This window comes from Oceanobacillus caeni (assembly GCF_019037185.1).
In the GTDB taxonomy this organism is placed as follows: domain Bacteria; phylum Bacillota; class Bacilli; order Bacillales; family Amphibacillaceae; genus Oceanobacillus; species Oceanobacillus caeni.
Genome location: NZ_JAHHXM010000014.1, coordinates 62,161 through 73,018, shown reverse-complemented (window position 1 = coordinate 73,018; position 10,858 = coordinate 62,161). Strand labels below are relative to the sequence as shown.

The 10,858-nt window shown below is 36.3% G+C and carries 12 protein-coding genes and 1 rRNA gene; 3 read left to right on the top strand and 10 right to left on the bottom strand.

The window, feature by feature from the left end:
* Nucleotides 1-68, bottom strand: a 16S ribosomal RNA gene (locus tag KM885_RS09835); the annotation flags it as partial.
* A gap of 322 nt (nt 69-390) precedes the next feature.
* Nucleotides 391-648 carry a hypothetical protein gene (locus tag KM885_RS09830; RefSeq protein ID WP_370447419.1) on the bottom strand — a complete coding sequence of 86 codons (258 nt, stop codon included), beginning with the start codon at nt 646-648 and terminating at the stop codon, nt 391-393.
* Between the two features lie 134 nt (nt 649-782).
* On the opposite strand from KM885_RS09830, the gene pdaB reads away from it, so the two are divergent.
* A complete protein-coding gene (gene pdaB / locus KM885_RS09825; protein ID WP_204798438.1) occupies nt 783-1,541 on the top strand; it encodes a polysaccharide deacetylase family sporulation protein PdaB in 759 nt (252 codons plus the stop codon).
* Between the two features lie 236 nt (nt 1,542-1,777).
* Here the strand turns inward: pdaB and KM885_RS09820 are convergent, their stop codons facing one another.
* Nucleotides 1,778-2,434 carry a KinB-signaling pathway activation protein gene (locus tag KM885_RS09820; RefSeq protein ID WP_204798439.1) on the bottom strand — a complete coding sequence of 219 codons (657 nt, stop codon included), beginning with the start codon at nt 2,432-2,434 and terminating at the stop codon, nt 1,778-1,780.
* Between the two features lie 194 nt (nt 2,435-2,628).
* Between KM885_RS09820 and gerD the strand changes: the two genes are divergently transcribed.
* The gene (gerD, locus tag KM885_RS09815) at nt 2,629-3,291 is read left to right on the top strand and encodes a spore germination lipoprotein GerD (RefSeq protein WP_047185856.1); all 663 of its coding nucleotides are present in this window, start codon (nt 2,629-2,631) and stop codon (nt 3,289-3,291) included.
* A 258-nt stretch (nt 3,292-3,549) separates the two neighbouring features.
* Here gerD and KM885_RS09810 read toward each other — a convergent pair whose 3' ends face one another.
* Together KM885_RS09810 and cwlD are read right to left on the bottom strand one after the other, a co-directional pair.
* Nucleotides 3,550-4,608, bottom strand: a complete 1,059-nt coding sequence (locus tag KM885_RS09810) for an Mrp/NBP35 family ATP-binding protein (protein ID WP_060669250.1) — start codon at nt 4,606-4,608, stop codon at nt 3,550-3,552.
* A 174-nt stretch (nt 4,609-4,782) separates the two neighbouring features.
* Nucleotides 4,783-5,505 carry an N-acetylmuramoyl-L-alanine amidase CwlD gene (gene cwlD, locus KM885_RS09805; protein WP_204798440.1) on the bottom strand — a complete coding sequence of 241 codons (723 nt, stop codon included), beginning with the start codon at nt 5,503-5,505 and terminating at the stop codon, nt 4,783-4,785.
* A gap of 316 nt (nt 5,506-5,821) precedes the next feature.
* Here cwlD and KM885_RS09800 point away from each other — a divergent pair, with 316 nt between their 5' ends.
* Nucleotides 5,822-6,232, top strand: a complete 411-nt coding sequence (locus KM885_RS09800) for a DUF948 domain-containing protein (protein WP_047185859.1) — start codon at nt 5,822-5,824, stop codon at nt 6,230-6,232.
* 29 nt (nt 6,233-6,261) lie between these two features.
* Here the strand turns inward: KM885_RS09800 and KM885_RS09795 are convergent, their stop codons facing one another.
* The 5 genes from KM885_RS09795 to KM885_RS09775 form a co-directional block, all read right to left on the bottom strand.
* On the bottom strand, nt 6,262-6,474 hold the full coding sequence (locus tag KM885_RS09795) for a hypothetical protein (RefSeq protein ID WP_047185860.1): 213 nt from the start codon (nt 6,472-6,474) through the stop codon (nt 6,262-6,264).
* Nucleotides 6,461-6,913, bottom strand: coding sequence for a DUF948 domain-containing protein (locus KM885_RS09790; RefSeq protein ID WP_047185861.1), 453 nt, complete (start codon nt 6,911-6,913; stop codon nt 6,461-6,463). Before KM885_RS09790 ends, KM885_RS09795 begins: the two co-directional genes overlap by 14 nt.
* 25 nt (nt 6,914-6,938) lie before the next feature.
* Nucleotides 6,939-7,349 carry a DUF948 domain-containing protein gene (locus KM885_RS09785; protein WP_047185862.1) on the bottom strand — a complete coding sequence of 137 codons (411 nt, stop codon included), beginning with the start codon at nt 7,347-7,349 and terminating at the stop codon, nt 6,939-6,941.
* A gap of 303 nt (nt 7,350-7,652) precedes the next feature.
* Entirely contained in the window at nt 7,653-8,825 is a 1,173-nt protein-coding gene (locus tag KM885_RS09780) for a GNAT family N-acetyltransferase (RefSeq protein ID WP_060669249.1), read from the bottom strand.
* Between the two features lie 226 nt (nt 8,826-9,051).
* A complete protein-coding gene (locus tag KM885_RS09775) occupies nt 9,052-10,314 on the bottom strand; it encodes a nickel pincer cofactor-dependent isomerase, group 22 (protein ID WP_204798441.1) in 1,263 nt (420 codons plus the stop codon).
* Between the last annotated feature and the right edge of the window lie 544 nt (nt 10,315-10,858).

The window sequence follows — 10,858 nt, the reverse complement described above, 5'->3', positions numbered from 1 at the left end:
CGCTCGACTTGCATGTATTAGGCACGCCGCCAGCGTTCGTCCTGAGCCAAGATCAAACTCTCCAAAAAAGTTTGTTTCAAATGATCAAAAATCATTTGAAGTTCTTAGCTTTTAGAGGAAAAACCTCTATTTTTTAAAAAGAAAAACGAGTTTCTTTTTCTTGACATACTGGTTGTTTTGTTCAGTTTTCAAAGAGCAATTCATGTCGTCTTTTAACGACAGATATTAATTTATCATACTACATTTGCTTTGTCAACAAGTTTTTGAATGAACTTTAAAATGTTCTTTCGTTTTTCTAGCGACAAGAAATAATATAGCACATGATTATAGTAAATTCAATAGAAAATATAGAAGAAAGAGTATTCTAATTTAAATATACAACTAACCCTACTATTTCCTAGACGCTTTCGGCATATATTTTATACAATCCTTTTCATTCCCTAATCGACGTAGCAATTGAAATAATACATGATACCTATCTTTCATTGCCGCTTTTACACTATTATCAATTCTAGTATCTTCTAAATCAATTCGTATTTCTTCCAATTCTCTTTTAACCATATACTCCATTTCCCTTTTTTCCATTTTATTAATAAGTAAGCCTAACATTTCCTTCACCTCTCCTAATAAATTCTTAAACATCTTCATTTACTATTCCCATTTTTTTATAAAAAGTATCCTCATTTTTAATTTTTATTAAAGTTCATCTAATAGCTTGTTCATATTTATATTTATCCCTCATAGAATCTTATAAGGGATAAAGTTACTTTGGGGGAATTATAATGAAACATTTTCATGTTTGGAAATTCGGTCGCTTAAAGCGATGGGGACTTATTGCAGTACTTGCATTTTTCACTGCTATGATATTGTGGATTAATGAAAATGGAAGTTTTTCCGTTATTTCATCGAAGGAATCGGCTGCTATAAGTAAAGGAAATGCAGATGATCCTAATATTGCATTAACGTTTAACATTAGTTGGGGTGAAGAAAAGGTACATGAGATTTTAGAAAAGCTTAAACAGAATAACATCCAAGCTACATTTTTTGTTAGTGGGGAATGGGCTGAGCGTCATCCAACTATATTAGACAAAATAGTAGAGGAAAAGCACGAAATTGGCATGCTAGGTTACCGTTATAAAAGTTATTTAGATCAGGATATAGAACAAGTTAGAAGAGACTTAATTAAAGCGCAGGAAATTTTTAATAAGCTTGGGTATGAAGATGTAAATCTTTTAAGACCACCAAGCGGAAAATTTAATAAAGAGATTCTTAAACTAGCTGAGGACATGAATTATCAAGTTATACATTGGAATGTTAATCCAAATGACTGGGAAAACCCAGGAACACAAACTATTGTGGACAACATAATGAAAAGCACGAAAAATGGGGATATCATCCTTCTTCATGCATCAGATTCCGTAAAACAAACTGTCGAAGCTTTAGACACCATACTACCAGGGCTTAAAAATAAAGGATATAACTTTATATCCATGACCGAGCTAATTAATCAAGCACACGCAGATTCAAAAATAGTGGATTAAGAAACAAAGGCGTAAGCGCCCGTTTAGCGACGTACGGACTGGACTGAGCCGTAGGAGATAAAGGAAACACGACGAACGGAGTGAGTCGATGTTGACTTATCGCACGAAGGTGAAGGAAGTCTCGCTAGTCGCTGGGCGCTGGAGCCGGACGTGGCCTTTTCTGAATAATTATCCACATGCAGCAAATTTTTTAATTTCGCTAAACCATAAAAAAACCACCAATACAGGTGGTTTTTTTAGGCTTTACTATGTGATGGTCTTTTATTATTGGAAGATGAAATATTCTTTTTGGAAGTGAGCTCACTAGACTTTTGATTCATTCGATGTAAGGCAAGTATTTGGTAAGTATTACACGCTAATAAGGGGGCAATCATTAACCATGCATATTCCGTGCCTTCTGCTTGGAGACCTGGAACCCACTCCACCGCAGTCATCACAATCATGAAAAACAATGCTGGTATAAATGCATTTTGCTTTGTTTCTTTTGCCTTTCTTTTCGCAACAAACCAACCGTAAACAAAGAACACAAGTACCATCAAGATATACCAACGAATAGAAACCTCACCTTTTGTTGCTTGATAAGGAAAGTATACTAAGTCAAACAGAACAAATGCAATTAATAATAGTTGAACCGTGGGCCAAAATGAACGAAACAAACTAATTCCATACCGATGAACGAATAAATAAGCAAAGAAACCGGTCATACTAAGTACACTAAAAGTTAAACCGAGACCAATATTAAAAATAAATAATCCAATTAATTCCCAATAATTAAATGGGCTTAAATATGATACATAAATATCAAATTGAACAAAAAAACTAATAATAAGTCCCGCAATTCCACCTATAACAGCTGTTTTAAATAAGAAATTCACCAAATAACGTGTTTTCAATCTCATAATCCTCCTGATCGTACACATCCTATAATGCGTATTCTAACATGAAAACGCATTTCTTTCCTTCATCATGGCTTATGATTCCAGTAAATTTCTTTAATCGGAATAACTAATGAAGTTTTCATCCTATAGGACGTATAGTTTATATTTTTAAAAACCATATTAAGAATATACGGAAGGAGGATTTCCTAATGTATCGCTTTATATATGTGACAATAATAGGATTTTGCCTCTTATTTTTAACCGCTTGTGGTGGAGGTAATGCTTCCACTAAGGATAGTGATTATGATCAAACGAAGAAAATGGTTATAGATATATTACAAACGGATGAAGGAAAAAAGGCACTTACCGACACATTATCTGATGAAAAATTAAAAAAGGAATTTGTCATCAATTCAGAAGAGGTAAAAAAGGCAATCAACGAAACACTTGTTTCCGATGAAGGAAAAAAGATGTGGCAAGAGATGTTTAAGGATCCAAAGTTTGCTGAAGCCTATGCTAAATCAATGGAAGATTCCCAAAAGGATTTACAAAAAAGCTTAATGAATGATTCTGAATATAAACAGCAAATGATTGACTTATTAAAGGATCCGCAAATGATGTCTCAGTTTTTAACTGTTTTAAAGAGCCAAGAATTTAGTTCTCATTTGGAGAAAAGTATACAAAGGACTATTGAGACCCCTACATTTCAGGCAAAAATACAAGAGATATTGTTAAAAGCGGCTGAAGAGCAAGCTAAAGGCCAAGGAGGAAAAAACTCCTCTGAAGGTGGCGGCGGTATTCAAGAAGGTGGCGGTAGTAACGAGAAGAAAGGCGGCGGTGGACAAGGTGAAGGCAACAGCGGAGGTGGATAGCTTCCTACAGAATAATAACAAAGGCGCAAGCGCCCGTTTAGCGACGTACGGACTGGACTGAGCCGTAGGAGATAAAGGAAACACGACGAACGGAGTGAGTCGATGTTGACTTATCGCACGGAGGTGAAGGAAGTCTCGCTAGTCGCTGGGCGCTGGAGCCGGACGTGGCCTTTTCTGAATAATTATCCACTTGCAGCGAACTTTATAATTTCCTAAACGAGGACAAAGAGGACGTCAGAAAACGTCCTCTTTGTTCATTTATTCTTCAATTTTAGCAATAATTTTTGCTGCCATTTTATGATATTCTTTACCATTTGGGTGGTCTTCCTGATACACTCCAGGAGCAAATTCTTCTTCATCCATATAAGGCTGCTGTAATTGCAAGCGACCAAGTACTTTTGTTTTAAGCACTTCGGCTAGCTTATCTCCGCCACCTTGGCCAAAAACATGTTCTTTTTCTCCAGTCTTCTTACTTACAAAATAAGACATATTTTCAACTACACCAAGAATTTCATGGTCCGTTTTCATTGCCATCTGTCCAGCACGAGCAGCTACAAATGCAGCGGTAGGATGTGGTGTTGTAACAATCACTTCTTTACATGTTGGAAGAAGTTCGTGAACGTCCATCGCAATATCACCTGTTCCTGGTGGTAGGTCAAGTAGTAAGTAATCTAAATCTCCCCATTCCACTTCAGAAAAGAAACTATTCAGCATTTTCCCTAACATCGGCCCTCGCCAAATAATAGGTGAATTATCTTCTACAAAGAATCCCATAGATATAACCTTTACACCAAAACGTTCAACAGGAATAATCTTTTTACCACGAACAACTGGACGTTCTTCAATACCCATCATATCTGGAACGCTAAATCCATATATATCGGCATCAATAATCCCTACTTTTTTACCCAAACGCGCTAAAGATACAGCCAAATTAACGGTAACAGTAGATTTTCCCACTCCACCTTTACCACTAGCAACTGCAACAAATTTTGTATTTGAGTTACCACCCATCAAGGAAGCTTCTTTAGCTTGATCAACAGCTGGCTGATATTTCTTAATGATTTCATCGGGTAATTGTTCAAAGCGTAGGCCTACCGTGTTGGCACCATTTCTTTTTAATATACCGACAATTTCTTGTTGCATCTGCATTTGTTCACCGGTATTTAATTTAGAAATACCAACTTTAACACTAACATGCTTTTTATCCTCTTTAATGTTTACATTAATTATTCCATCTGTTTCTTCTAACGTTTTATGTAAAAATGGGTCTTTTACCTGGCTAATTAGTTTTATTACTTCTTCATTTGTTAGCAAAGAACTCACCATCCCTTTATTCCATGTTAAGTCAACTTAGAAAACCTGGCATTCGCTTTAGGTGTACGAATGCCATAGTTGCACTTATGCAGACAAGAAGATTTTTATACCTTCCTACCTACTAAAATAAGTATAACATAAATTTTGGAAAACCTAAGGAAAGTGAATCCCCTTTCACTCATTATCTTCTGCTTTTATCTCCTCGGTTGTATATCGTAAAATCCCTTCGTAAATGCTTGCCGCCATTTTATCTTGATAATCTTCTTGTTTTAATAACTCTCTTTCATCTACATTTGATAGAAATCCAATTTCTACTAATGCACCAGGAACTTCCGCATGTTTCAATAGATACATTTCCGTTTTAGCGAGAGCCTCACGATTTGTATTTTCTAAATTACGAATGATTTCCGCTTGAATCATTTTGGCTAAATGTTTATTTTCATCTTTACCCGGATAATAGAAGGTTTGTGCACCACGCCACCTTGTTGAGGGTAATGCATTCAAATGAATACTAAGAAAAAAGTCTGCTTTATGATTATGGATAAAGTTCATGCGATTACGAATATCTTCAGCTTTTCTCCGAGAGAGTCCCTTTGATTCTTCACTAGCTAGGTCTTTATCCTCTTCTCTTGTTAAGTAGACAGTTGCACCAGCCTCTTTTAAATACGTACTTAATTTCTTTGAAACCGCGAGAGTGATTGCCTCTTCTGTAGTTCCGTCCTTACCAACAGCACCTCCATCCGGCCCACCATGCCCCGGATCAAGTACAATAGTTTTCCCTGATAGTGGCAAGGAAAATTTAGTTACATCTAAGCTCTTATTCATTGGAAATTGAATGAGAAATACTAATAAAGCTAATCCTAATAACCAAAAACCAACTTTTATCATTCGTTTCATCCTTCTCGCCCCTTAACTTGAAGTGCGTGTTCAAAAAGGAGGATGAAAAGGACCGAGCAGTTCGAGGCGGCGTAGCTTTGAGTACCGGAACGTATGCAGTAAATACGTGAGGAACGGAAAAGCAAGCCAACGAAGAAATGCGAAGTGTCATTTTCACCGGACTTTTTGAACAACCTCTTGAACTATGATTATTTTATGGGACAAGATAAAAGTTTATGACAGATTGCAAAATATGGTATGCTATTATAGTAATTGTAAAATCTATATATAATGCTATTTGTAATGGAAAAATTGAATAATCGGAAGGGGTTATTATATGCTTTGGCTAGGAATAGGCATTTTAGTAATAGGTGTGGCATTATTACTATTAGCTATCGTTTTAATTAAACCACTTTTTAAATTAGCAGGGGTTCTTAGTAATCTGCAGAAAACAACAGATACATTGCCAAATCAGTTAAAGGAGATCACTTCCCAAACAACGAATGTCATTGGAGCAGGAGTGGACACTTTAAATGAGATCAACACTCAAGTGAAAAAACTCAATCCTATCTTTAATACTATTAGAGATATTGGTCAGGCAACAAATAAACTTAGTTCATCCATCGTTAGTAAAGTTAATGGTATTAACAACAAAACTGAAGCCGCCGAGTCCATTTCAACCACAAAAGGATTGGAAGGTTTTTATGCATTAATCGCACTTGTATTTTTACTTTTTAAAAGAAAATAAGGATGCCCTCCCCTAGGGTCATCCTTATTTTAATCCTCTTTATCAATATCCCGCTTTATATCCTGTAATAAATCAGCACGTTTTTTACCTTCTAAATAAAGCTTCCGATCTAATGCTTTGATTCTATCCTTTACACGATTAGAACTACGAAGGTTTTTATGACTTTTTCCTTCCAATAAAGCAGCTGTAAGACCACTTGCGAAGGCTAGGACTATGGACAATCCTGATTTATTGTTCATCAAATTTAGTTCCCTCTTCCTTTTTTAATTCATTACGCTTCTTAAACCAGTAATAAGCGAGTGCAAATGTTCCATATAAACCGCCAACTTTATTTTTTTCTGCCACGTCTCGAGCGCCTTCTGTTTTTGACTTCATCGTATCCGTAACATTCGCAACAGAGGATGTGAATTTTCTCGTTACATTTCCAACATCACCAACCACATAAAATAGTGGACTTAATTGTTTTAATTTATCATTAACGTCTGCTAAGGTGTTATTACTCTCGCTAATCATATCTCCTGTTTTCTTCATAATATCATCCATTTGTTTCGGTAATTGTTCTACTGTCTGGTCCACGCCTTTGAGCACATTTGCCAAATTATTCAACGTATGTCCGATAAAAACAGCTAAAACTAACAAAGCCACACCTATTATAATTACTCCAATTCCAATTAGTGTCATATTCTCATCACATTCCTTCCTGTAACTAATTTACCCTTTTCCACTTCTTAATAACTTGCACAGCCGCTTCTCCCCATTTAATCGCTTCTACCGTTGGACGCAGCTGCTTTTTTATTTTTTCATCGGTTATTCCGTCTTTATAAACTCTATACGTATCATTGATACTATTAATAGAATTACCTACATTTCCAATCGTTTCAAATACACTATCTGTCGCTTTCATATCTTCTGAAATTTCATCAATGGTTGTATGTACTTCCTGAATGGTTTTTGTTAATTGGGGGGTTATGTATTCCAATTGTTTCTCTACATCTCTCATCGTTTCCCCTAGTGAGCTTGTAACATTAGCTAACCGTTTTAAGGTTATGGAAATATATATAGCAGCTATAAAAAATGCAATAGAACAAAGCAAAATACCAAAATAAATAATTTCCACCACGTTCCCTCCTTCTTTATAGATGTTATTATACCACTCACAATTAGAAATAAAAATGCTCCCACTTTATTTAGAAAAATATTCTTAGTAAACTTACCTATTTCTTATCATAAACCTTCTGAGCTTAGCATTTCCAATAAAGACTATCTAATTCAATAAGCGAACGCGGCTTTCACTATCGTCAACGTTCGCTTGTTAAATCTATATTAAGAAGATGTTCAAAAAGTCCAACTTCTACTAAGACCGCCCACGTCCTGTGGGCAGCGTAGAAGTCCTTTTCATCCTTCTTTTTGAACACGCATGTTAAAAGAAATCTGGAAAATAGGTTTGTTTCCTCGGTATTAATCTTTCAAGTATGTGGATATCCCTTTCATTTCCACCAATTAATCCTAACTCATATAATTCTGTTGGTCGTTTATATCCAAAGAACATTGTAGTAAGTTGTTGGATATTACAGCTAATACCTTTATTACTTTCGCTTATCCCTTTTTCGTGGATTACATCTATTTTACCATCTACTTCTTCAAGACAATATGTACCTGTATTATCTGGTAAAAAATCATCTTGGACATTAATTTGTAAGGAAATATCTTGAAGCCGGGTTTGACTTACATATTGCTTAAGATAGGAATTCACATCGACAATTCTAGCCATAAAATAGGGGGATACCTTTTGCTCAAACCTTGGTTCATCTATTAGAACTGGTAGATTATCATTTTCCGGCATCTCCATTTGTATTTGATCTGCCATGGAGTCGTGGTTGGCTATGAATTGAAGTAATACTTTTAACCCGTTTAATGAGCAAAAGATGAGTTCCTCCACTTTAAATACCCTGTTCTTTACGGAATAAAAGAGATATCCCTCTGGTTTATGTTCGTTGTTATAAGCTACTACCGTTAATGGTTTATTCTTCCATACACGTTGCTTCCACCATTTTTCATCTCTTATAAGTGAGCCATTAAATTTCTTCATATATGTGTGATAAATGGTATTAAAAGTGGCAATCTCAGCTTCTGTCCTTTTGACATACCCACTCCCATTCCAATTCTTTTTTATTCTTTCCATTGGTATCTGATATTTCTTTTTAGCAAAGGCAATCTCCCAACCGTATTTCCGGTAAAAAGGTACAGAAAAGGGATGGAGATAGGACACCAATTGTCCGTTTTCCTTCATTTTATGTAAGGCATGAGAAAGTAAATCCTTCACCATCCCATTTCTACGATACTCCGGCCATGTAGCGACAGAGCCAATACCTCCCATATCCATAGATATCCCATTCATATCTACAGATAAAGGAATAAGATGAAGCTTTGCAGCAATTTTATTTTGATCCTTTATCCCAAAAATCATATGTCGTTCTGCTTCTTCTTTTTTCTTTTGGAATTCTGCTTCTGTTAGTTCATATTGAAAAGCGAATTGGGATAAGGCAGATATCTCATCATAGTCATTTTCATTTAATGCTACTATTTTGTTCATACGAACTACCCCTTTCTTTAGTCGATAACATTTTCATGTTGTTCAATCGCATTACCCATACTAACTTATTATAATAATAAAGGAGACTAATAGAAATCTCCATTCATATAAGGCTAACTAATATAAAAAATGGCTTACCTTTTAAGGCAAGCTCATTTTTTACCCGTATTTTTAAATTGTCATACTTAAGTATCCACCATCAAGCAGAAACCCCACCATTCGTTTCCTATCTTAAATTACCATCCTCGTTAAATGGTATCTCATAAAGATCGGAGACTTGTTCCATATTTGGGTGTTCTTTCACGTAATCTAAAAGTGTCTCTGAAACCTCTATCTCACCTACATGTAAGGTATCCAAAATTCGCACCATTTTTACCTTTGAAAAATCAAGAATATTACATGTCTTAATTGCAGCTTGAATGGCTGCTTTGTCTGTTGGCATTGCTGTAGAGATATGAGTTGGCCCTACAACGGTGGACGTCAACCCATTTGCGTATGTAGCTTCTCTGTCCATCTTGTCAACAAGACGTTGGGTAGTGAAGTCTGCTGTACCAACACCATTGGCATTACCCTCTGTTTGTGGCGTTAAATCTAGTACAATCATTTTCGTAACGTCTGGTCCGCCATGTGCATACGGAGTTGGATACCTTCCTGTAATGTTCGGATCCATTCCATCTCCACTAATGTTCTTACCGATTTGATCGATAACTAGAACATCGATTTGATCAACAAAGATTTTTGGTAATAACTTTTTAGCTAAATCTAGTAATTCTGGTTCTTTCTCTTCAATTTCATTAGCACGCAGCACTTCAATCCTTGCCACTTTGTCAAATGCATTCTCAACTGTCGCAATACCGAATAAAATAGGCATCTTCTCAATGGTCATTTTTGCCATTGCAAGAACGTGCTCCGCCATATGCTTAAACCCTAGTTGATGACATGCTTCTGCCCCTTTTTGTTTCCCCAAACCAATACTAATCATCTTCATAATTCCACTTTCTACTTTACCACGGAAAGCAGTATGGGGTTTTACACGGTTAATTACTACAATTCCATCTGCTTTAGATGCATATTTGTCAATGTAAACCGGTAAACCATTCGGTAGTTCGCCAATTTTAATTACTTCCATCGAAGAGCGAATTTCTGCCCCAACACTCTCTTCTGTTACTCCCAAATGTTCTAATACTGCCTTTTGCCCTGGCCCTGTTGCACCACCATGACTTCCCATACTAGGAACAATAAATGGCTTTGCACCTAAATCTATTAGAAATTGAACTGTAGCTCTAGTAATATCAACTAAAGCATCTGTGCCCCTACTTCCAACTGCCAAGGCAATCTCAGCACCTGGTTTAACCATATCTTTCACTTTCTCTAATTCTTGGCTTAATGTTTCTACTACGTCATCTAGTTTTGATTCATCAAACGTTTGCTTCACCCTAGCCATTCTAGGTACCGGAATATCCTGAACCAGTTCTCTGAGAATACTCATAGAAAACCCACTCCCCACTTTAAAGTAATATATCTTTTAAAAAAATACATTTATATGTAAAAATAAAATCCCCTTATCAAATCCTATTCGTCTCACGACTAAAGTCATGAGTGTTCTAGGCTAATTCATAAAATTTATCATATAGATTTTTTAATTTGTTTATTAAACAAATTATCAGCCTAAGAATATCATTGAGGGGTTTATGCGTCAAGAGAAAACGCTATCAACTAGCAGTAATTTTTATGAACAAAAGCGGAAGCGCCCGTTTAGCGACGTACGGACTGCGCCTGGCCATGCCAGGTGGTCCGATGTTGCCGCGCAAAGCGGCGGTTTTAATCGGACATTCCACCGCCGTAGGAGATAAAGGAAACACGACGAACGGAGTGAGTCGATGTTGACTTATCGCACGGAGGTGAAGGAAGTCTCGCTAGTCGCTGGGCGCTGGAGCTGGACGTGGCCTTCCCTATGACAAGATTTAATAAGCTGAATTTTTATATTCTTCTATCTTCCGTAAAAAAACACAAGAAGGTTTCACTTTTAACCC

What these genes read in the sequence shown, in the direction of transcription:
- KM885_RS09790 (WP_047185861.1), bottom strand. Translation starts at nt 6,913, where the DNA reads ATGACACTAATTGGAATTGGAGTAATTATAATAGGTGTGGCTTTGTTA.
- KM885_RS09800 (WP_047185859.1), top strand. Translation starts at nt 5,822, where the DNA reads ATGCTTTGGCTAGGAATAGGCATTTTAGTAATAGGTGTGGCATTATTA.
- gerD (WP_047185856.1), top strand. Translation starts at nt 2,629, where the DNA reads ATGTATCGCTTTATATATGTGACAATAATAGGATTTTGCCTCTTATTT.
- pdaB (WP_204798438.1), top strand. Translation starts at nt 783, where the DNA reads ATGAAACATTTTCATGTTTGGAAATTCGGTCGCTTAAAGCGATGGGGA.
- KM885_RS09775 (WP_204798441.1), bottom strand. Translation starts at nt 10,314, where the DNA reads ATGAGTATTCTCAGAGAACTGGTTCAGGATATTCCGGTACCTAGAATG.
- KM885_RS09780 (WP_060669249.1), bottom strand. Translation starts at nt 8,825, where the DNA reads ATGAACAAAATAGTAGCATTAAATGAAAATGACTATGATGAGATATCT.
- cwlD (WP_204798440.1), bottom strand. Translation starts at nt 5,505, where the DNA reads ATGAAACGAATGATAAAAGTTGGTTTTTGGTTATTAGGATTAGCTTTA.
- KM885_RS09830 (WP_370447419.1), bottom strand. Translation starts at nt 648, where the DNA reads ATGAAGATGTTTAAGAATTTATTAGGAGAGGTGAAGGAAATGTTAGGC.